General features: G+C 68.5%; 20 protein-coding genes. 16 read left to right on the forward strand and 4 right to left on the reverse strand.

What is annotated here, in order from left to right; translation table 11 throughout:
* The first annotated feature begins 349 nt into the window (after positions 1 to 349).
* The 16 genes from CKO41_RS05370 to CKO41_RS05445 all read left to right on the forward strand — a co-directional run bounded on the left by CKO41_RS05370 (position 350) and on the right by CKO41_RS05445 (position 15,296).
* Positions 350 to 793, forward strand: a complete 444-nt coding sequence (locus CKO41_RS05370; RefSeq protein ID WP_200381472.1) for a YcgN family cysteine cluster protein — start codon at positions 350 to 352, stop codon at positions 791 to 793.
* 169 nt (positions 794 to 962) lie between these two features.
* The gene (locus CKO41_RS05375) at positions 963 to 1,532 is read left to right on the forward strand and encodes a DUF2878 domain-containing protein (RefSeq protein ID WP_200254118.1); all 570 of its coding nucleotides are present in this window, start codon (positions 963 to 965) and stop codon (positions 1,530 to 1,532) included.
* Positions 1,525 to 2,307, forward strand: coding sequence for a DUF1295 domain-containing protein (locus tag CKO41_RS05380; RefSeq protein WP_200254116.1), 783 nt, complete (start codon positions 1,525 to 1,527; stop codon positions 2,305 to 2,307). Before CKO41_RS05375 ends, CKO41_RS05380 begins: the two co-directional genes overlap by 8 nt.
* A gap of 655 nt (positions 2,308 to 2,962) precedes the next feature.
* Positions 2,963 to 3,541, forward strand: a complete 579-nt coding sequence (rpoE, locus tag CKO41_RS05385) for an RNA polymerase sigma factor RpoE (RefSeq protein WP_200253547.1) — start codon at positions 2,963 to 2,965, stop codon at positions 3,539 to 3,541.
* 16 nt (positions 3,542 to 3,557) lie between these two features.
* Positions 3,558 to 4,136 carry a sigma-E factor negative regulatory protein gene (locus CKO41_RS05390; RefSeq protein ID WP_200253548.1) on the forward strand — a complete coding sequence of 193 codons (579 nt, stop codon included), beginning with the start codon at positions 3,558 to 3,560 and terminating at the stop codon, positions 4,134 to 4,136.
* Positions 4,120 to 5,139: a MucB/RseB family sigma factor regulatory protein gene (locus tag CKO41_RS05395; protein WP_200253550.1), complete on the forward strand. Its 1,020-nt coding sequence runs from the start codon at positions 4,120 to 4,122 to the stop codon at positions 5,137 to 5,139. The genes CKO41_RS05390 and CKO41_RS05395 overlap by 17 nt, the downstream gene beginning before the upstream one ends.
* A complete protein-coding gene (locus CKO41_RS05400) occupies positions 5,136 to 5,654 on the forward strand; it encodes a SoxR reducing system RseC family protein (protein ID WP_200253552.1) in 519 nt (172 codons plus the stop codon). Before CKO41_RS05395 ends, CKO41_RS05400 begins: the two co-directional genes overlap by 4 nt.
* Positions 5,655 to 5,690: 36 nt before the next feature.
* Positions 5,691 to 7,127: a DegQ family serine endoprotease gene (locus CKO41_RS05405; protein WP_200253554.1), complete on the forward strand. Its 1,437-nt coding sequence runs from the start codon at positions 5,691 to 5,693 to the stop codon at positions 7,125 to 7,127.
* A 237-nt stretch (positions 7,128 to 7,364) separates the two neighbouring features.
* Positions 7,365 to 9,167 carry a translation elongation factor 4 gene (lepA, locus tag CKO41_RS05410; protein WP_200253556.1) on the forward strand — a complete coding sequence of 601 codons (1,803 nt, stop codon included), beginning with the start codon at positions 7,365 to 7,367 and terminating at the stop codon, positions 9,165 to 9,167.
* An 11-nt stretch (positions 9,168 to 9,178) separates the two neighbouring features.
* On the forward strand, positions 9,179 to 9,997 hold the full coding sequence (gene lepB / locus CKO41_RS05415) for a signal peptidase I (protein ID WP_200253558.1): 819 nt from the start codon (positions 9,179 to 9,181) through the stop codon (positions 9,995 to 9,997).
* Positions 9,998 to 10,048: 51 nt separating this feature from the next.
* Positions 10,049 to 10,396, forward strand: coding sequence for a DUF4845 domain-containing protein (locus CKO41_RS05420; RefSeq protein ID WP_200253560.1), 348 nt, complete (start codon positions 10,049 to 10,051; stop codon positions 10,394 to 10,396).
* Complete coding sequence (rnc, locus tag CKO41_RS05425) at positions 10,393 to 11,073, forward strand: ribonuclease III (protein WP_200253562.1); 681 nt, start codon at positions 10,393 to 10,395, stop codon at positions 11,071 to 11,073. Before CKO41_RS05420 ends, rnc begins: the two co-directional genes overlap by 4 nt.
* Entirely contained in the window at positions 11,063 to 11,959 is an 897-nt protein-coding gene (gene era / locus CKO41_RS05430) for a GTPase Era (RefSeq protein ID WP_200253564.1), read from the forward strand. The genes rnc and era overlap by 11 nt, the downstream gene beginning before the upstream one ends.
* A gap of 30 nt (positions 11,960 to 11,989) precedes the next feature.
* The gene (gene recO, locus CKO41_RS05435; RefSeq protein ID WP_200253566.1) at positions 11,990 to 12,709 is read left to right on the forward strand and encodes a DNA repair protein RecO; all 720 of its coding nucleotides are present in this window, start codon (positions 11,990 to 11,992) and stop codon (positions 12,707 to 12,709) included.
* Positions 12,710 to 13,435: 726 nt separating this feature from the next.
* Positions 13,436 to 14,635 (forward strand): GlgC family sugar phosphate nucleotidyltransferase, encoded by a 1,200-nt coding sequence (locus tag CKO41_RS05440; protein ID WP_200254542.1) that lies wholly within the window; start codon positions 13,436 to 13,438, stop codon positions 14,633 to 14,635.
* Between the two features lie 13 nt (positions 14,636 to 14,648).
* Complete coding sequence (locus tag CKO41_RS05445) at positions 14,649 to 15,296, forward strand: endonuclease III domain-containing protein (RefSeq protein ID WP_338113813.1); 648 nt, start codon at positions 14,649 to 14,651, stop codon at positions 15,294 to 15,296.
* Positions 15,297 to 15,341: 45 nt separating this feature from the next.
* On the opposite strand, the gene CKO41_RS05450 is transcribed toward CKO41_RS05445, so the two are convergent.
* The 4 genes from CKO41_RS05450 to hemH all read right to left on the reverse strand — a co-directional run bounded on the left by CKO41_RS05450 (position 15,342) and on the right by hemH (position 19,357).
* Entirely contained in the window at positions 15,342 to 16,382 is a 1,041-nt protein-coding gene (locus CKO41_RS05450; protein ID WP_338113812.1) for a radical SAM protein, read from the reverse strand.
* Entirely contained in the window at positions 16,316 to 17,686 is a 1,371-nt protein-coding gene (gene nhaD, locus CKO41_RS05455) for a sodium:proton antiporter NhaD (protein ID WP_420826462.1), read from the reverse strand. Before nhaD ends, CKO41_RS05450 begins: the two co-directional genes overlap by 67 nt.
* A 135-nt stretch (positions 17,687 to 17,821) precedes the next feature.
* A complete protein-coding gene (locus tag CKO41_RS05460; protein ID WP_200381474.1) occupies positions 17,822 to 18,247 on the reverse strand; it encodes a gamma-butyrobetaine hydroxylase family protein in 426 nt (141 codons plus the stop codon).
* Positions 18,248 to 18,289: 42 nt separating this feature from the next.
* Complete coding sequence (hemH, locus tag CKO41_RS05465; RefSeq protein ID WP_200254535.1) at positions 18,290 to 19,357, reverse strand: ferrochelatase; 1,068 nt, start codon at positions 19,355 to 19,357, stop codon at positions 18,290 to 18,292.
* Positions 19,358 to 19,577 lie beyond the last annotated feature (220 nt).

The raw sequence follows: 19,577 nt of genomic DNA on the forward strand, positions 1-19,577 counted from the left end.
GAGCAGTCGACGCGCGGGCTCACCTACTCGGGGGTGGCGTGCCCGACGAGGTCCAGCGCTGCTCCAGTGTTAGCGCCAGGGCTGTAGGGCGGTGAAGCGCAGCGCGTCCCGCCATCCGCGATCAGCTATCCCGCTGCTCATGGACGGGCCTGTCGCGTTCCGCGCGACGATCCGGAGGGGCGGGCTGGTGCGGTAGAGAAGGGGGGCGGCTAATGGGTGACCCCGCGCGCCCGCCCTACTGCCCCGCTCGCAGCGCGTGAAACCCGAGCGCGGCTTCTGCTAGAGTCGGCGCTCCGTCGCTCCCTCTTGGGATCGCACACCGATAAGACCGCACAGGGCCGCAACGACCGTGACCAAGCATGACGAGCGATTCTGGGAGATTGTCGCGCTGGCCGAGATGTCGGTGGAGCAGTGGGAGTCCCTTTGCGATCGGTGTGCCAAATGCTGTCTGGAGAAGCTCCAGGACGAGGACACAGGTCAGATCCACTACACGAATGTTGCCTGCGCGTTACTCGATCTCCACAGCGGGCAGTGCCGGGATTACTGCAATCGCTCCGACGCGATGCCGGACTGCATCACCCTGACCGTCGAGACTTTGCGCGATTCCCGTTGGCTACCCGAGACCTGCGCTTACCGCCTGCTCGCTGAGGGCAAGCCGTTGCCCGGGTGGCATCCCTTGATCACAGGCGAGGAGGGCAGCGTCGCTGCCGCCGGTCAGAGCATCGCCGGCCGGGCGATCCCGGCGACGGCCGCCGAAGAGCTCGCGTGGCACCTGGTCGACTGGGTGCGCTGAGGCGCTCCGGCCGTTGGATGACGGCTCGCCAGGCCAGGGTCGGGGTCGGCAGCCAGGGCTTTCCCGGTCTCCGCCGGGCGACCGGCGGCGCGCCAAGGTGGTCTTGTAACGCATCGCTTCGACATCAGATGCGAGAGGGGTATCGGAACTCGCTCTCGGAGGGTCCGCGATGCGGATTGTCGCCAATCTTGTCGCCTTTCAACTCGGCTGGTTCGCCTGTGTGCTCGGTGGCGCGCATGGGCTGCCCTGGTTCGGCGTTGCGCTCGCCGCCGTCATCGTCGGGTCGCACCTGTGGTTCGCCGCGCAGCCGGCGGTCGAGGCCAAGCTGCTGTTCGCGGTGGCCGGCATCGGCAGCCTTTGGGACGGGCTGTTGGTCGGAACGGGCCTGCTCGCGTATCCGTCCGGCATGCTGGCGGCCTGGTTGCCGCCGGTCTGGATGATGGCCCTCTGGCTCCTCTTCGCGATGACGCTCAATGTCGCGCTCCGCTGGCTGCGCGGGCGCTGGTTGGTGGCGGCATCGCTCGGGGCGTTCGGCGGCCCGCTGGCCTTCTACACGGGCGCGCAGCTCGGTGGCGTCACCTTTGCTGAGCCCACGTTGGCGCTGGCGGTCATCGGTGCCGGCTGGCTCCTGCTGACGCCGTTGTTCGTCTGGCTCGCGGCGCGCCTCGACGGCCAGGCGCCGGTCCAAGATGCCCCGGTCACACCGATTCGGTCGCCGGAGGTGAAGCGCCATGTTTGATCTGGGCATCTATGTCAGCGGTTTGGGGGCCGCGCTCCTGATGGGGTTCGGGGCCTGGCTCCTGAGCCTGCCGCGCCGTTCGGTCAGTCACGTCGATTCCTTCTGGTCGCTCTTCTTCCTGCTGATGGCCGGCGTCTACGCGGTGATGGCCCCGACCTTGGCGGCGCGCGCCTATCTGATGCTCGCCCTCGTCGCGGTCTGGGCGATCCGTCTGAGCATCCACATCACCTGGCGCAACTGGGGCGAGGGCGAGGACCGGCGCTACCAGCGGATCCGGCGCGAGAACGAGCCTGGCTTCGCCTGGAAGAGCCTGTATCTCGTCTTCGGCGTCCAGGCCTTTCTCGCCTGGGTCATCTCGTTGCCGTTGCTGGCGGCCATCTCGGGTACCGCACCATTGGGCGCGCTCGACTTCGCCGGGGCGGCGCTTTGGCTGGTTGGCTTCGCCTTCCAAGCGGTCGGTGACCAGCAGCTGGCCAGGTTCAAGGCTCGCCCGGGGAGCGAGGGGCAGGTGATGGATCGAGGGCTCTGGCGCTACACGCGTCACCCGAACTACTTCGGCGAGGCCTGCATGTGGTGGGGATTCTTCTTGATCGCCGCGTCGGCGGGGGGCTGGTGGGCCTTCGTCTCGCCAGTGGTGATCACCTTCCTGCTCCTGCGCGTGTCCGGCGTCACGCTGCTGGAGCGGGACATCGCCGAGCGCCGCCCCGGCTATCGAGACTATGTGCGCCGCACGAATGCCTTCTTTCCAGGACCGCCCCGCAAGGTCTCGCGCTGATTTCCGTCCAGCGGGTGCTGACGCACCCCAGCATCCGCGGGGCGATCGAGCGCTCGCCGTGTCCGACGAGTGACGAAGCGCGGCCTCGCGCTCGGGAAGACCGCGAGGCGCCTCGCGTCCGAGTCGGGGTTGGCTTGCCGGAATCCGCCCCGACCGGCCCTGTCGGTCGTTTGCCGGCATGCCCCGATCCGCTCCGCCCGGCGATGGAGGCGGCCCGGGCCGTGGGCGCTCTTCGGGTGTCACGCCGCCAAGCGATGTGTCCGTGTTGGATCGCCGGGGCCGAGCGGCTGCATCGGCTCCGACGGCAGTCCGCCCTGTCGTGCCGCCGGCCCATGGGTCTGCGCCGCCACCGGCTCCGGGCTTGTTGTCTTTTTGATACCAGCGGCCGTCCCGGCGTCCCGTTTCGAGGCTTCTGCCGGGGGCGCCATTCGACCCCAGGCCCCGGTCGGCGGCCGGGTGCCGCCCTAGGGGCGCCCCCGCAGTGGGGATAGGCAAACCCCCCGCGCCCCAGTAAACTGAACGGCCTTGCAGTGATTCTTGCCCCTCGCCCAATTGTTTGCCGTGCTCGCCTCAGCTGCTCGAACCCGAACTTTCAACCTACGGAGCTGTCAATGCCATCGGACCCAGGGATGCCTGCGCAACGGGACTGCCTGGAATGACTGACAGGCAGGCCGACCAGGAACTTGTGGCGCGCGCGCAACTCGGAGACAAGCGTGCATTCGATCTGCTGGTGCTGAAGTATCAGCAGAAGGTGGGCAACCTCGTCGGGCGCTACGTGCGCGATCCGAGCGAGGTCTTGGACGTGACCCAGGAGGCCTTCCTGAAGGCGTATCGGGCGCTGTCCGGGTTTCGCGGCGACAGCGCCTTCTACACATGGCTCTATCGCATCGCGATCAATACGGTGAAGAACCACATGGTGGCCCAGAGTCGCCGTCCCCCGGGGGACGATCTGGACGCCGAGGTGGCCGAACAGATGGACATGGGGGCGCGGTTGCGCGAGAACGCGACCCCGGAGCGCCATCTCCTCACCGAGGAGATCGCGGAGACGGTGCAGCAGGCCCTCGACGGCCTGCCCGAAGACCTGCGCACGGCCATCGTGCTGCGCGAGCTGGAAGGTTTGAGCTACGAGGAGATCGCGGTCGCGATGGATTGCCCGATCGGTACGGTGCGCTCGCGGATCTTCCGCGCCCGCGAGGCCATCGACAAACGGCTCAGGCCTTTGTTGAATCCATGAACCATGGGTAGGTTCCATGAAGCGAGAACAGCAAAATCAACAACTCTCGGCGCTGATCGACGGTGAACTCGGTGCCGCCTCGCTCCCGTCGTTGATGGACGCACTGGAGCGCGACCCGGAACTTGCCGGCCGGTGGGAGCGCTACCATTTGATCTCCGCCGCGCTGCATGGCGAGGCGGTCAGTCGCGAGCTGCGCGGGGTCGCCCCCGCCGTGGCTGCCCGTCTGGCCGGCGAACCGACGGTCCTCGCGCCGGGCGCCCGGCGCAGGCGGGTCGTTCCGGTCCAGGTGGCGCCGATCGCCGGGGCCGCGCTGGCGGCGACGGCCGCCTTCCTCGCCGTCTTCGCCGTGCCGACCTTGGTCGATTTCGGCGACCCGCTCGACGAGGCGTCGGTGCCAGCGGTGGCGATCAACGGGTCCTCGGCGCCACCCGAATTCGCGTTGAGCGACTCCAGTTCGCGCTGGCACATCAGTCAGCCGGATATCGAGGACAAGCTCGATCGTCTGCTCGTCACCCACCAGGAGTATGCGCCGGCGTCGGGCATGAAAGGGCTGCTCCCCTATGCGACCTTCGTCGGCTATGAAGCGGGGCGCTAAGCTCTCCGCCGCGTTTCGAGCCCCGGTCTGGGTCCCGGTCTGTGCCCTGGCGGCGCTCTGCTGGGGCGGGGGCTGGGCGCTGGCCGCACCGGCCGTGTCGCCTCCGGCCTCTCTGCCGATCTCGCCGAACGAGCAACTGCACCGTATGGCGGTGGCCGCCAACACACTGAGTTTCGAGGGAACGCTCGTCTACCTCTACCGCAACCGCCTCGAGACCCTGTATCTCCAACACGCCATCGAGGACGGCCGGGTTCGCGAGCGGCTCGTCTCCCTGACCGGACCGGTGCGGACCGTGACGCGGGAGGATGACGAGGTCACCTGCACCCTTCCGAACAGTCACCCGATCTCGGTCAAGCGCCACGGTGTCGCCCGTGACCTGCTGCACTCCCAGCCTCTGGATGCCGAGCGGCTGGCCGGCCACTATCGGGTCGCGCCGCTCGGCGCGGCCCGGGTGGCCGGGCGTGCCACCGACGTCCTGGGCATCATCCCACACGACCAGTTCCGCTATGGCTACCGCTTCTACCTCGATCGCGAGACGGGCCTGCCGCTGAAGACGGACCTGATGGGCACCGACGCCGAGCCGCTCGAGCAGGTCATGTTCACGTCGATCAGCCTGGTTGGCTCGCCGACGGATGCGCCGCCCGTGTCGCCGGCGCTGGCCGCGGCGCCGCCGTCGAGCACGGCCCCGGCGGCGCAGGCCGTCTCGCGCTGGCGGTTCGGGCAGCTTCCCGCGGGTTTCGAGCAGATCATGCATCAAGGGGCCACCGGTGCAGGTCCGCCAGTGGAGCACTTCCTGCTCTCCGACGGCCTGGCGGCGGTCTCCGTCTATGTCGAACCCGATGGCGGTGCGGGCCTCGAGGGTGAGACGCGCATCGGTGCGATCCACGCCATCGGCGGACGCCTCGCCGGACACCGCGTCACGGTCGTCGGCCAGGTCCCGGCGGCTACCGTGGCCACGGTATTCGCCGGCGTGCGGTTCGACGGTACGGGGGCGACGCCATGATCGAAGAGTCGGGCCTGGTGGTGGAGCGGCGCGGCGCCTGGGCCGAGGTCGAGACGACGCGTCGCACCAGCTGCGGGCAGTGCGCGGTCGGTGCCAGCTGCGGCGTCTCGCTGCTCGACCGATTTCTCGGCCGCCGGCCGACGCGCCTGGCGGCCCTGAATCGGATCGGGGCGGCGCCGGGACAGCGGGTCGTCGTCGGGATTCCGGAGGGCGCGCTGCTCGGCGCCTCCCTCGCCGCCTATCTGGTGCCGGTCCTGGCCCTGATCGGCGGCGCCATCCTCTTCCAGACGCTGGCGTCTCGGCTGGGTTGGCCGGCCGGCGATGCGCTCGGGATCGCCGGCGGGCTGATCGGCTTGATCGCTAGCCTGGCATGGCTCGCCCGATTCAGTCGCGCACGGCAGGACGATGCCCGCTATCAGGCGGTGGTCCTGCGCGTGGAGCAGGGGCCTGCCGTCGTGCTCGAGCCTTCCGGGGCTTGCCGGGTCGGTGGCGTTTCCGGTCTGGAGAAGACCTGAATGATGTATGACTCACACAGGGACATCGGAGGATCTATGTACCAGATTTCCCGGCCGATCGCCGTTCTGATCGGCGTCGCCTTCTGCCTGTTGCAGCCGCTCGTCGCGGGCGCGCGGGGCCTGCCCGAGTTCACCAGCCTGTTCGAGCAGCAGGGTCCGGCCGTGGTCAACATCAGCACCCAGCAGGAGCAAGCCAGCTCGCCGGTGCTGCGCTACTCGGTCCCGGATCTGCCGGAGGATAGCCCGTTCCACGACTTCTTCCGCCGCTTCTTCGGCGAAGAGGGGGAGATGCCGAGCGAGGAGATCCCGTCGCGGTCGCTGGGCTCGGGTTTCATCATCTCCGACGATGGCGATGTCCTCACCAACGCCCACGTGGTCGAGGGGGCGAGCGAGATCATCGTGCGCACCGCGGATCGGCGCGAGTTCGTCGCCACCGTCGTGGGCAGCGACAAGCGCAGCGATATCGCCCTGCTGAAGATCGACGGCAACGAACTGCCGGTCGCGACGCTGGGCTCGGCGACGGACCTCAAGGTCGGCGAATGGGTGTTGGCGATCGGTTCGCCGTTCGGCTTCGAGCACTCGATGACGGCCGGCATCGTCAGCGCCAAGGGGCGTAATCTGCCGAGCGAGAACTATGTCCCCTTCATCCAGACCGACGTGGCCATCAATCCGGGCAACTCCGGCGGTCCGCTGTTCAACCTAGACGGCGAGGTGGTCGGCGTCAACTCTCAGATCTATAGCCGCACCGGTGGCTTCATGGGCCTGTCGTTCGCGATCCCGATCGATGTGGCGATGGATGTCGCCCAGCAGCTCAAGACCAAGGGCCGGGTGACGCGCGGTTGGCTCGGGGTCCTGATCCAGGACGTGACGCGCGATCTGGCCGAGACCTTCGGCATGCCCCAGCCGAGGGGCGCGTTGGTCGCCCAGGTGCTACCCGACGGGCCGGCGGCGCAGGCCGGTCTGCAGGCGGGCGACATCATCCTGAGCTTCGACGGCAAGGAGGTGCCGATATCGAGCGCCCTGCCGCCGCTGGTCGGGAGCAGCCCGGTCGATGAGGAGGTGGAGTTGGAGATCCTGCGCGACGGAAAGATGGTCCGGCTCGACCTGGTCGTCGGCGAGTTGCCCGATGATGAGGGGCTCGCCGTCGCGGGCGGTGGCCTCGCGCCGCCGCAGACGACGGTCAACCGCATTGGCCTCGTCGTCAGCGATCTGGCGCCGGAGCAACGCGACGAGTTCGGCGTCGAGACCGGTGGCGTGCTCGTCGACAGCGTCGCCAGCGGCCCCGCCGAGCAGGCGGGGATCCGCGATGGCGACCTGATCCTCGCGGTCAATCACCAGTCGGTCGAGAGTGCCGCCGAGTTCAACGCGTTCCTCGACGGCCTGGAGACCGGCCGGTCGATCGCGCTGCTGGTCCAGCGTGGCCGCGGTGGACCCATCTACTACCCGGTGCGCATCCCCGAGGGCAAGTCCTGATCCACGCCCTGGGCGGGGCGCCGCGGCGCCCCGCCGCTATCGTCGCCTCGGCGCCATCTGTTATGATCCGCGGCTGTCTCGGCGTCGAGTCGAGCTGCTGCCGCGCGGCGCCTGCCGGCGCGACCGCTCCGGCGCCGGCGGGGTCTGCGCGTCATCGCGGCGGATCGCAGTGGTGCTGGACGAGGCCGGCCAAGGATCATTCCCGCGACGAACGCGCCTGAGGGGCGGCCCAAACCGATGCCCGATCTCGCTCATATCCGCAACTTTTCGATCATCGCCCATATCGATCACGGTAAGTCGACGATCGCCGATCGCTTCATCCAGCTGTGTGGCTCGCTGACCGCCCGCGAGATGTCCAATCAGGTCCTCGATTCGATGGACCTGGAACGCGAGCGCGGCATCACGATCAAGGCCCAGAGCGTGACGCTCGACTACCGTGCCCTCGACGGCGAGCTCTACCAGCTCAATTTCATCGATACGCCGGGGCACGTCGACTTCTCCTACGAGGTGTCGCGCTCGCTGGCGGCCTGCGAGGGGGCGCTGTTGGTCGTCGATGCGGCCCAGGGGGTCGAGGCCCAGAGCGTCGCCAACTGCTACACGGCGATCGAACAGGGCCTCGAGGTCCTGCCGGTGCTGAACAAGATCGATCTGCCCTCGGCCGAGCCCGAGCGCGTCATCCGGGAGATCGAGGAGATCATCGGTCTGGAGGCCGAGGACGCCCTGCGCGTCAGCGCCAAGACGGGGGAGGGCATCCCCGCGCTGCTCGAGGCGCTGGTGGCGCGAATCCCGCCGCCGCAGGGCGACCCCGAAGGGCCACTCCAGGCGCTCATCATCGACTCCTGGTTCGACTCCTATGTCGGGGTCGTCTCGCTGGTGCGGGTCATGAATGGCGAGATCCGGGCCCGCGACAAGATCCAGATGCTCTCGACCGGGCGCGTCCATCAGGTCGATGGCGTCGGCGTCTTCACGCCGAAGAAGCAGGAACGCCCGCGCCTCGCCGCCGGCGAGGTCGGCTATCTGATCGCCGGCATCAAGGAGATCGACGGCGCCCCGGTCGGCGACACCATCATCCGTTCGGACCGTCCGGCCGCCAAGCTGCCCGGTTTCAAGGAGATGCGGCCGCGGGTCTTCTCGGGCCTCTATCCGACCGATTCGGATGCCTACGAGGACCTCCGCGACGCCCTGAGCAAGCTGCGCCTCAACGATGCCGCCCTCTTCTACGAGCCCGAGACCTCGCAGGCCCTCGGGTTCGGCTTCCGCTGCGGGTTCCTCGGCATGCTCCACATGGAGATCGTCCAGGAACGGCTCGAGCGCGAGTACGACCTGGACCTGATCACGACGGCCCCGACCGTGGTCTACGAGGTCGTGCGCTCAGATGGTCAGGTGATCAAGGTCGACAACCCCGCCAACCTGCCCGAGACCGGCAAGATCGCCGAGATCCGCGAGCCCATCATTGAGGCCCATGTCCTGGTGCCGCAGGACTATCTGGGCGGCGTCATCGGCCTGTGCATCGAGAAGCGCGGCGTGCAGAAGCAGATCCAGTACCTGGGTGGACAGGTCCAGGTGACCTATGATCTGCCGCTGAGCGAGGTGGTGCTCGACTTCTTCGACCGGCTCAAGTCGGTGAGCCGCGGCTTCGCCTCCTTCGAGTACGAGTTCAAGCGCTTTCAGGCCGCCGCCCTGGTCAAGCTCGATGTGCTGATCAATGGCGAGGGTGTCGACGCCCTGTCGATGATCGTGCACCGCGATCAGGCCCAGGCGCGTGGGCGCGACCTGGCTGAACGGATGAAGGACCTGATCCCGCGCCAGATGTTCGAGGTCGCCATCCAGGCCGCGATCGGCAGCAAGGTCATCGCCCGCACGACGGTCAAGGCGCTGCGCAAGAACGTGACGGCCAAATGCTACGGCGGCGATGCGACCCGCAAGCGCAAGCTGCTCGAGAAGCAGAAGGCGGGTAAGCGACGGATGAAGCAGGTCGGGCGGGTCGAGATCCCCCAGGAGGCCTTTCTCGCCATGCTCCAGGTCGACAAGAACAACTAGGAAGAGACGCAATGAGCCTCGATTTTCCCACCGTGCTGGTCCTGGCGACCCTCTCGAGCGGCCTCATCTGGGGGGCCGACCGACTGTGGTTCGCCCCGCGCCGCCGCGCCGCCGCTGGCGAGGGGGCGCCGGCGAAGGAGCCGGTCGTCGTCGAGTACGCCCGGTCCTTCTTCCCGGTCCTGCTGGCCGTGCTGGTGCTGCGCTCGTTCGTCGTCGAGCCGTTTCGGATCCCGTCCGGCTCGATGATGCCGACCCTGCTGGTCGGCGACTTCATCCTCGTGAACAAGTATGCCTACGGCCTGCGCTGGCCGGTCCTCGACAGCAAGTTTCTCGATCTGGGCGAGCCCGAGCGGGGCGACGTCGCGGTCTTCCGCTTCCCCCAGGATCCGCGCACCGATTACATCAAGCGCATCGTCGCGGTCCCCGGCGACGAGATCCACTACCGTGGAAAGACCCTCTACATCAATGGCGAGGCGCAGCCGCAGACGCCGCTCGGGCGCTACACCGGGGTCGGTTCGAGCACGGCGCTGAAGGGGACGATCGAGGCCGTCGAGGACCTCACCGGGGTCGAGCACCGGATCCTCGTCGACCCGACCCGGCCGGACTTCCCGCCGATGTGCCGGGAGTTCGCCTATGGTCCGATCGAGGTGCCGCCGGGCTACTATTTCGCGATGGGCGATAACCGCGACAACAGCAACGATAGCCGCTGCTGGGGTCTGGTGCCGGAGGCCAATCTGGTCGGCAAGGCCTTCGCGATCTGGATGCATTGGGATGGCCAGCGCGACGGCCTCCCGATCGATTGGGGGCGTATCGGTAACGGAATCGACTAGCCGTGGGAGGCGACGATGGTGCAGAGGCTTGCGCGACAACGTGGGATTGGGATGATCGCAGTGTTGCTCTGGGTGCTCGTGGCCGGCGGCATCGCGACAGTGGCGCTACGCCTCGGTCCGCTCTACATGGAGTTCCTGACGGTGCGCTCGGTCATGAACGCGCTCGCCGAGGACCCGCAAGCGCGCGGCACGAGCAGCCGGGAACTGGCCCGCATGGTCACCAGTCGGCTCGACGTCAATCAGGTGGCCCATGTGCAGGGGTCGGACTTCAGCTATGGGCGCCCGTCGGCGGGCGAGGGTACGGACGTCGCCGTCGCATACGAGGTTCGCCGGCACCTCGGTTTCAATGTCGATGCGGTCGTGATGTTCGACCACCGCGTGACGATCCCGCCGAAGTGACGGTCGACCTGCGCATCCTGGCCCGTCGCCTGGGCCATCGCTTCCGCGATGAGGACCTCGTGGTCCAGGCCCTGACCCATCGCAGCGCCAGCAGCCGGAACAACGAGCGCCTGGAATTCCTCGGCGACGCGTTGCTCGGCCTGATCATCGCCGAGGTGCTTTGGCAGCGTTTTCCCGACGCCTCCGAGGGCGACCTCAGCCGGCTGCGCGCCTCGCTCGTCAACAAGGAGATGCTGGCGCACCTGGCCCGGGGCCTCGCCCTCGGCGACTACCTGGTCCTCGGCCCCGGGGAGCTGCGCACCGGTGGCCATGGCCGCGATTCGATCCTCGCCGATGCCCTGGAGGCGGTCTTCGCCGCCGTCTATCTCGACGCCGGCTTCGACGCCGTGCGCCGGGTGATCCTCGGGATCTTCGAGGAGGCCCTGGCCGAGACGCGGGACGACCAGGTCGACAAGGACCCCAAGACGCGCCTCCAGGAGCGGCTCCAGGCCGACAAGCGGCCGCTGCCCGAGTACGAGGTCCTCGGCATCGACGGGAGCCAGCACGCCCAGGTCTTTCGCGTGCGCTGCCGGCTGCCGGACGATGGTAGCGAGGTGCGTGGCGATGGCACCAGCCGCCGGCGCGCGGAGCAGGCCGCGGCCGAATCCATGCTGAGGTCCCTCGACGATGCCGACTAACCGCAGCGGCTACATCGCGATCATCGGCCGCCCCAACGTCGGCAAGTCGACGCTGCTCAACGGGTTCCTCGGCCAGAAGCTCGCGATCACCTCGGACAAGGCGCAGACGACCCGCCACACGATCCTCGGTATCAAGACCCGGCCCGATGGTCAGCTGGTCTTCGTCGACACGCCGGGCATCCACCGCCGCGGGGCCGGCGCGCTCAACCGCTACCTCAACCGCGCCGCGCTGACGACGATCGGCGAGGTCGATCTGGTGCTCTTCGTCGTCGAGGCCGATCGCTGGACCGACGAGGACGACAAGGCCCTGCAGGCCATCGCCGAGGCCGGTGCGCCGGCCATCGCCGTCGTCAACAAGGTCGACCGCTTGCGGGACAAGACCCGACTGCTGCCGTATCTCGACCGGCTCGCGGGGCGCTACGCCTTCCGCGAGCTGGTGCCCGTCTCGGCGACCCGCGGCGATCAGGTCGAGCGGCTCGAGACGCTCGCCCTCCAGGCACTGCCGGAGCGCGAGCCCCTCTTCCCGGAGGATCAGATCACCGATCGGCCGGAACGCTTCTTCGCCGCCGAGTTGGTGCGCGAGCAGCTGATGCGCCGCTACGGCGAGGAGCTGCCCTACCAGACGGCCGTCGAGATCGAACGCTTCGAGGAGGAGCCGGGCGGCCGCTACCGGATCCACGCGCTGATCTGGGTGGAACGCCCGGGCCAGAAGGCGATCATCATCGGCGAGCGGGGCGAGGCCCTGAAGGCCGCCGCCAGCGAGGCGCGCCAGCAGATGCAGCGACTCTTCGAGCGGCCCGTGCATCTGGAGGTCTGGGTCAAGATTCGCAAGAGCTGGTCCAGTGACGAGTCGGCGCTCGCCAGCCTCGGCTACCGCGAACGCTGACGTGGGTGCCCGCGGGGTCGCACCCCGGCGATGAGCGCACCATCGGCGGGGCACCTGGAGCGCTGCCTGCTGCTGCATCGGCGCGACTTCAGCAACACGAGCCTCTTGGTCGAGGTCTTCTCGGCCGCCCACGGACGGTTCCCCGCCGTCGCCAAGGGGGCGCGGCGCGGGCGCGCCCCGACCGCCGCGCTGTTGCAGCCGTTCCAGCCATTGTGGCTCGCCTGGAGCGGGCGCGGCGAGGTGCGCACGCTGGGCAAGGTCGAGGCCGCTGGGGCCCCGCTGACCCTGCGGGGCGATGCCCTCTACTGCGGCTTCTACCTCAACGAACTCCTGATGCGGCTCCTCGCGCGCCAAGACCCGCACGAGGACCTCTTCGCCTTCTATGTCGCGGCCCTCGAGGACCTGGCCAATGGTCAGGGGCTCGACCGGGTGCTGCGGCGCTTCGAGCTGCGCCTGCTCCAGGTCCTCGGCTACGGCTTGGTGCTCGATCGCGAGGCCGACACCGGCCGCCCGGTCAGCCCCGCAGGCCGCTACTGCTACGTCCCGGAGCGCGGCATCGTCGCGGCGATCGACGGGACGCCGGACGAGACCCTGTCCGGCGCGACCCTGCTGCGGCTCGCCGCCGAAGAGCCGCCCGAGGGCGGGCAGATCCGCGAGGCGCGGCGCCTGTTGCGTGCGGCGCTCGCCCCGCACCTTGGCCCGCGACCGCTCGCCAGCCGCGAGTTCTTCCGCCGGGTGCGGGGGGCATGATCCAAAAAGCGGCAGTTGGACGGTGCCCGAGGTGCGCCGCGCGGGGTGTCCGGCAAGGCGCAAGGAGGCGCAATAGCCAGGCTATTGCAACGACTTGCAACACCGCCGGGCGCCGCGCGCGACGTGGATCGGGTGCCGTAGCGGCCTTCACCGAGTGGGTGAGCAGGACTCACGTAGAGCCTCCGCGCGATTTCAACCACTTGAATCCATGATGAAGCGGTCAACTGCCGTTTTTAGGATGATAGGGGCCTTGGCCGGTCGGGTCGGCGCTGCGTCACCCGAGATCGGCCTTCGCGGATACCGCGTCGCTGGCCGTCGGGTTACGCCCCGGGGGGCTAACCCGACCTACAGGCTCGCGCAGAGACGCGGAGGCGCAAAGTGAAGAGAAATCATTGGTCGATGTCACCAGTACGCTCCTCTTCTCCTGCTCTGCGCCTTTGCGTCTCTGCGCGAGATGTCTTTTTCGGGTGCCCGGTGGAGGCGCGTCGGGTTACGGCGCGCGCAACCTGTCATTTCTGATAAAAGGCCGTGCGGTGCGCCTAACCCGACCTACGGCCCCGGCGAAGGTCGGCACGGCGCTTGCCGACGGACCACAGGCTGGCCGCGCGCCGTGACCCGACAGCGGCCTTGGCGGATACGGCGTCGCCGGCCGCCGACGCCGAGCGGCGTCGGCGCGACTTGCTGGTAGAATCCGCACCGTCATCCGTAGTCCATCGGAAGCCGCTGATGCCTCGCGAAACCCTGACCCTCGTCATCGCCACCGGCCATGGGGCCGGCCTCGAACCCCTGACCCGGCATCGCACCAAGGCGGCGGTCCCGTTCGGCGGCAAGTTTCGGATCATCGACTTCACGCTGGCCAACTGCCTGCACTCGGGGCTGCGCCAGGTCTTGGTGCTGACCCAGTACAAGTCGCACTCGCTGCAGAAGCACCTGCGTGACGGCTGGTCGCTCTACAACCCGGAGATCGGCGAGTACATCACCCCTGTGCCGCCGCAGATGCGCCAGGGTTCGGACTGGTATGCCGGTCCCTTCGATGCCATCTGCCAGAACCGCTATCTGCTCGAGCGCAGTCAGGCGCGGCAGGTGTTGATCCTCGAGGGCGATCTGATCTATCGGATGGACTACGCCGAGATGATCCGCTTTCATCGCGAGCGCGCCGCCGCGGTGACGCTCGCGGTGCGCGAGGCGCGGCGCGACGAGTCGCCCGGGCGCATCGCGGTGCCGCTCGGCGAGGACGACCGCGTCATGCCGTTGGCGGAACGCTCGGCCGCCGACGGCGATCCGGTGCAACTGACGATGGGCGCCTACCTCTTCGACAAGGACTACCTGCTCGCGGAGTTGACGCGCCTGTCGATCGGCGATGACGAGGACAACGCCCTCGATGCCGACGAGGTCGCCCGTCTCGCCGAGAACGGCCGCGTCTTCGGCTATCGCTTCGGCGGCGAGCGCGGTCGCGTGACGCCGGACCGCTATTGGTGTGACCCGAGCTCGATCGATGCCTACTACCAGGCGACGATGGCCCTGCTCAACAGCCAGGCGCCGCTCGACCTCTACCAGAGCGACTGGACCATCTACACCCATCAGGGCCAGTATCCGCCAGCGCGCACGGTGCCGGGGGCCTCGGGAACCGAGGGGATCTTCGTCAACTCGATGCTCGCCGCCGGTGCCCTGATCAGCGGCGGCGGGGTCAATCAGTCGGTGCTCTTCCCGCGGGTGCGGGTACGCGACGGGGCCATCGTCGAGGAGGCGGTCCTCTTCGGCGGGGTCGAGGTCGGCGAGGGCGCCCATCTGCGTCGCTGCATCATCGACAAGGACGTCGTGGTACCGCGCGGCACCCAGATCGGCGTGGATCCGAGGGCCGACCGGGAGCGCTATGCGGTGTCGCCGCAGGGCGTCGTCGTCATCCCGAAGGGTTTTGCGTTCTAGGCGGGGGGTGCTCGTGGAGTCGGCGCGCCTCGCGGCCGTCTATCGCGTCCTCTATGGGACCTACGGGCCGCAGCACTGGTGGCCCGGGGACTCGCCGTTCGAGGTCATGGTCGGGGCGGTGCTGACGCAGAATACCGCCTGGAGCAATGTCGAGCGCGCCCTGGCGCGACTGACCGAGCGCATCCCGCTCACCGCCGAGGCCATCCTGGCGCTCGGCCACGAGGCCTTGGCCGAGGCGATCCGCCCGGCCGGCTATTTCAACGTCAAGGCCCGTCGGCTGCGGGCCTTTTGCCACGCCTTCGTCGCGGACGGCGGGTTGACGGGGCTCTCCGGGCTCGACACGCCGACCTTGCGCGAGCGGCTGCTCGCCGTCAACGGGGTCGGACCCGAGACGGCCGATGACATGCTGCTCTACGCCTTCGAGCGCCCGGTCTTCGTCGTCGACGCCTATACCCGCCGGCTCTTCGCCCGGCTCGGGCTCCTCGCCGGCGACGAGGGCTACGAGACCATCCGCCACGCCTTCGAGCGGGCGCTCGGTGCCGATACGGCACTCTTCAACGAATACCACGCGCTGATCGTGCGCCACGCCAAGGCCGCCTGCCGCACCCGGCCGCGCTGCGCCGGTTGCTGTCTGAACGCACACTGTCCGGCGGCCTCCTGAGTTCCGCGCCTCCCAGGGCGCGGCTTGCGCTACCCTGGTGGGACCTCATAGGCCGCGCATCGCGGCCGTTCGCAGCCCGGCGGCCTGCGGTTCGGCGATCGCGGCGCGGACCTGCGCGAGCAGACGCGGCTTGTCGGCGCCGAGGGTACCCTTGAGCACGAGCCAGTTCGACGCGTGATCGGCGCGGAAGATGGTACGGCGCAGCTCGAGGGCGCCGAGGAAGCGCTCCAGTTCGCGAAACAGGCCGACGCGCGGCAGCGGCCGCCAGTCGGGCCAGGCGGCGCGCAGGCGGGTGCCGCCGTCCGCGACCATGAGGACCAGCGTCGAGAGGTACTCGGGGGCGGTGGCGTTGATCAGGCGGGCGGAGTTGTCGGCGTGCTGGTCGCTGAGCGTCGCGCCGCCCAGGCCGTTGATGATCATCACCGAGCGGCGGATGTCGGCCTCGCCGAGCTTGTCGAGGGCCGCGCCGGTCGAGGCGCTGGTCTCGCCCTTGGCGACCCGGGCGAGGACCTGATCATCGCCGGATTCGGCGCCGAGATAGACCCGCGTCAGTCCGGCGTCGCAGAGCTCGTGCAGCTCTGCCACGGACTTGCGGCGCAGATTGCGCGCCAGGCAGTAGCTGGAGACGCGGTGCACGGCCGGCAGATGCTGGCGGATCGCCGCCAGATAGTCGAGCAACCGCCCGGTCGGCAGCGCCAGCGCATCGCCGTCGGCGAGGAACACCCGCCGCACGTCGTCGCCCAGGCGCTCGCCGATCCGGCGGATCCCCTCCAGGACCTCCGCCGCCGGGCGGGCGCGAAAGCGCTTCTGGGGCGCCGTGTACATCTCGCAGAAGGTGCACCGGTTCCAGGAGCAGCCGTCGGTCACCGGCAGGATCAGCGAGCCGGCCTCGCTCGGCGGCCGGTAGACGGGCTCGACATAGCGGATCAGCGGTTCAGGGTCCAGCGGCTGGTCCTCCCGGGTCGTGCGGTGGTGCAGCGAACGACGGGCCGAGGCGGCGTCGCTCGCTGTCCAGGCCGCTAGCCGTTCATCCAGAGGTGCACGAGGATGCTCGCGACATAGCCGGCGGCGATCGCCGGCGTCCACTTCAGGTGGCCGAAGAAGGTGTACTTGCCGCGCGCCTGCCCCATCAGTGCGACGCCGGCCGCCGAGCCGATCGACAGCAGCGAGCCGCCGACGCCGGCGGTCAGCGTCACGAGCAGCCACTGGGCCTGCGACATATCCGGATTCATCGTCAACACCGCGAACATCACCGGGATGTTGTCGACGATCGCCGAGATCACCCCGACGGCGATGTTGGCCGCTGTCGGCCCCCATTCGCTGTACATGACCTCGGAGGCCAGGCCCAGATAGCCGATGAAGCCCAGGCCGCCGACGCAGAGCACGACGCCGTAGAAGAAGAGCAGCGTATCCCACTCGGCCTTGGCGACCTTGTTGAAGACGTCGAACGGCTGGGCGGCCTCCAGTCGTTCGTTCTTCTCCAGTTCGCCGCGGTCGCAGAACTCCCCGTTCGGGCCGCATTCCCTCAGATAGGTCATCCGCAGGTAGAAGCCGAAGAACTGGAGGTAGCCCAGACCGGTGAGCATGCCGAGCACGGGTGGCAGGGTCAGGAAGTTGTGGAACGCGACCGCGGTGGCGATCGTGAGGAAGAAGAGCAGGATGATGCGCCGGGCGCCGCGGCGCATCGGTGCCGAGGCCGATGTGGCCTCGGGCTTCACATCCGGTACCGCGAAGTGCATCAGCGCCGCCGGCACGAGGAAGTTCACGAGCGACGGGACGAAGAGCTGGAAGAACTCGAAGAACTCGACCATCCCCTTCTGCCAGACCATCAGGGTCGTGATGTCGCCGAACGGGCTGAAGGCGCCGCCGGCGTTGGCGGCGACGACGATATTGATGCAGGCGAGGGTGACGAAGCGGGTGTTGTCGCCGCCGACCGCGAGCACGACCGCGCACATCAGCAGGGCCGTCGTCAGGTTGTCGGCGACCGGCGAGATGAAGAAGGCCAGGATGCCGGTCATCCAGAACAGGGCGCGGAAGCCGAAACCGCTGCGGATCAGCCAAGCGCGCAGCGCATCGAAGACGCGCCGCTCCTGCATGGCGTTGATGTAGGTCATCGCCACGAGCAGGAACAGCATCAGCTCGGCGTATTCGAGCAGGTTGTGGCGCACGGCCTCCTCGGCCGCGTGGCCGAGGTCATGGGTCGTGTAGACGAGGGCGATCAGCGCCCAGATGATCCCGGCGGCGATGATGACCGGCTTGGACTTGCGCAGGTGGAGGAATTCCTCGGCCATCACCAGGAGGTAGGCGAGGACGAAGATGGCGAGGGCGATGAAGCCCACCGGGTGGCCGGTCAGATCGATCCGCTCCGTGCCGTCGGAGGCCCAGCCCATGGCCGGCAGGGCGAGCAGGATGATCAGGGACAAACGACTGATTTTTTGGGACATCGGTTTAACCCAATAGCAACTTCATCTGCGATACGCCAACTCAATGAAGGGGCGAGGTCGCGGAGAGTAGCAGATTTGGTTCTACCGGTCCTGGGGGAATGTCGCTGGGGCCTCGTCGCGTGCGCGGAGGGTCTCGAAGGGATCGGGTGCGGTACGGCGATGGCCGGCATCGCGCAGCCGGGTCAGGTAGTCCTGCCAGAGCGGCTGCCAGGCGCGGCCGAGCTTGTAGAGATAGACCCAGTCGAAGAGGCCGGAGTCGTGACCGTCGTCGAAGCGGATCTTGACGGCGTAGGTGCCGACCTGGTGCAGATCCGCGATGTTGACCCCTTCCTTGCCGACCTGCAGCCTGGCCTGCGCCGGGCTGTGGCCGCGCACCTCGGCCGACGGCGAGTAGACGCGCAGGTACTCGCACGGCAGCCGGAAGCGGGCGCCGTCGTCGAAGTGGATCTCCAGGACCCGGGAGCGCCGATGGAGCTGGATATCGGTCGGCAGCGGATGGTCGGCCATGGGTCTCGATGCCTCCTGGCGGTGCGTGCCGCCAGCGCGGGATCAGGCGATGTCTTCGGCGACAGCCGGTCCCAACAGGGGCGCGGATTCGGGCCAACCCAGCGTGTGGCGCTGGATCAGGTCGGCCAGCATGTCCATGTGCGCCTCGCCATCGTTGAGACACGGGATGTAGCCGTAGGTCTTGCCGCCGGCCCCGAGGAAATACTGGCGGTTCTCCTCGCCGATCTCCTCGATCGTCTCCAGGCAGTCGGCGGCGAAGCCTGGACAGACGACGTGCACCGACTCGACGCCCGCTGCGCCCCACTCCTTGAGGACCTCGTCCGTGTAGGGCTTGAGCCACTCCTTGTTGCCGACGCGCGATTGGAACGAGAGCTGCCAGCGCTCGCGGGCGAGACCGAGCCCCTCGCTGACCAGCCGCGCCGTCTTGTGGCACTGACAATGGTAGGGGTCACCGTTGAGGAAATAATCCTTCGGGATGCCGTGGAAGGAGAACAGCAGCCGCTGCGGCTCGCCATGCTGGTTCCAGTAGGCCTGTACGCTCTCCACCAGCGCCGCGATGTAGGCCGGCTCATCGTGATACTGGGTGATGAAGCGCATCTCCGGCAGCCAGCGCCAGCCGGCCAAGGCCCGCGTGACGGCATCGAAGGTGGAGCCGGTCGTCGTCCCGGAATACTGGGGGTAGAGCGGTAGCACCAGGAGACGGCGGATGCTGGCATCACGGAGTCTGTTCAGGGCCGAGACGATCGACGGATTGCCGTAGCGCATCCCGAGCTCGACCTGCACGGAGCCGGCCAGGCGTGCGTCGAGCCGCTGCTGGAGGGCCGCGGCCTGGCGCTGCGAGATCGTCAGCAGCGGCGAGCCCTGCTCGGTCCAGACGGATTGATAGGCCTTTGCCGAACGCGCCGGGCGCACCCGCAGGATGAAGCCGTGCAGGATCAGCCACCAGATGAAGCGCGGCCCCTCGATGACGCGCGGGTCGGCGAGGAACTCGGTCAAGTAGCGGCGCACGGCGGTCGTGGTCGGCGCATCCGGGGTGCCGAGGTTGATCAGCAGGACGCCGAGCGGGTGGGCGGAATCGTGGCTGAAGCCGATGACGTTCTGAAACTTCATTTGTTGAATCTCGGGGCTGTCGATCATCCGTATCCAGCCCCCGGCCTGACGGTACGGCACGACGAGGGGTCGATCCGGGATACATCCGATCCGCGTAGCGAGGGCCTTGCCCGTCGGCGTCACCCAGCTGTCCTGATCGGCAATTCTACTTGTCGGCCTATGGCTTGTCAGGCACCGGACGGCGGGCCTCGCTCCGCTCGGCGCGGGCGGCCTCGGGGGC

Source organism: Thiococcus pfennigii, from assembly GCF_016583835.1.
In the GTDB taxonomy this organism is placed as follows: domain Bacteria; phylum Pseudomonadota; class Gammaproteobacteria; order Chromatiales; family Chromatiaceae; genus Thiococcus; species Thiococcus pfennigii.

Bases quoted from the DNA above. Each gene is read 5' to 3' on its own strand.
- CKO41_RS05375 (WP_200254118.1), top strand. From the start codon at position 963: ATGCGGATTGTCGCCAATCTTGTCGCCTTTCAACTCGGCTGGTTCGCC.
- CKO41_RS05380 (WP_200254116.1), top strand. From the start codon at position 1,525: ATGTTTGATCTGGGCATCTATGTCAGCGGTTTGGGGGCCGCGCTCCTG.
- rpoE (WP_200253547.1), top strand. From the start codon at position 2,963: ATGACTGACAGGCAGGCCGACCAGGAACTTGTGGCGCGCGCGCAACTC.
- CKO41_RS05390 (WP_200253548.1), top strand. From the start codon at position 3,558: ATGAAGCGAGAACAGCAAAATCAACAACTCTCGGCGCTGATCGACGGT.
- CKO41_RS05395 (WP_200253550.1), top strand. From the start codon at position 4,120: ATGAAGCGGGGCGCTAAGCTCTCCGCCGCGTTTCGAGCCCCGGTCTGG.
- CKO41_RS05400 (WP_200253552.1), top strand. From the start codon at position 5,136: ATGATCGAAGAGTCGGGCCTGGTGGTGGAGCGGCGCGGCGCCTGGGCC.
- CKO41_RS05405 (WP_200253554.1), top strand. From the start codon at position 5,691: ATGTACCAGATTTCCCGGCCGATCGCCGTTCTGATCGGCGTCGCCTTC.
- lepA (WP_200253556.1), top strand. From the start codon at position 7,365: ATGCCCGATCTCGCTCATATCCGCAACTTTTCGATCATCGCCCATATC.
- lepB (WP_200253558.1), top strand. From the start codon at position 9,179: ATGAGCCTCGATTTTCCCACCGTGCTGGTCCTGGCGACCCTCTCGAGC.
- CKO41_RS05420 (WP_200253560.1), top strand. From the start codon at position 10,049: ATGATCGCAGTGTTGCTCTGGGTGCTCGTGGCCGGCGGCATCGCGACA.
- era (WP_200253564.1), top strand. From the start codon at position 11,063: ATGCCGACTAACCGCAGCGGCTACATCGCGATCATCGGCCGCCCCAAC.
- recO (WP_200253566.1), top strand. From the start codon at position 11,990: ATGAGCGCACCATCGGCGGGGCACCTGGAGCGCTGCCTGCTGCTGCAT.
- CKO41_RS05440 (WP_200254542.1), top strand. From the start codon at position 13,436: ATGCCTCGCGAAACCCTGACCCTCGTCATCGCCACCGGCCATGGGGCC.
- nhaD (WP_420826462.1), bottom strand. From the start codon at position 17,686: ATGGGCTGGGCCTCCGACGGCACGGAGCGGATCGATCTGACCGGCCAC.
- CKO41_RS05460 (WP_200381474.1), bottom strand. From the start codon at position 18,247: ATGGCCGACCATCCGCTGCCGACCGATATCCAGCTCCATCGGCGCTCC.
- hemH (WP_200254535.1), bottom strand. From the start codon at position 19,357: ATGAAGTTTCAGAACGTCATCGGCTTCAGCCACGATTCCGCCCACCCG.